Below are 201 nucleotides of genomic sequence, written 5' to 3'. Positions count from 1 at the left end.
GGCAGGCGTGTTAACCGCTACACTACGGGACCATTAAAACGGAGGAAGAGGGATTCGAACCCCCGCGAGCCGTTAAGCTCCTGTCGGTTTTCAAGACCGATCCCTTCAGCCGGACTTGGGTATTCCTCCACAAATTATAAATAAATTACTATTAAAACTTAATATATGGCGGTCCCGACGGGAATCGAACCCGCGATCTCC

At 49.8% G+C, this 201-nt stretch carries 1 tRNA gene; it reads right to left on the bottom strand.

The features are described 5' to 3' along the window. Positions 1-39: 39 nt before the first annotated feature. Positions 40-129 (bottom strand) — tRNA-Ser (locus tag HMPREF3241_RS10555). Positions 130-201: the final 72 nt, after the last annotated feature.

The organism is Staphylococcus sp. HMSC34G04 (assembly GCF_001838765.1).
In the GTDB taxonomy this organism is placed as follows: domain Bacteria; phylum Bacillota; class Bacilli; order Staphylococcales; family Staphylococcaceae; genus Staphylococcus; species Staphylococcus epidermidis.
The sequence above is the reverse complement of the archived record's forward strand: the minus strand, read 5'-3'. Positions and strand labels throughout refer to the sequence as shown.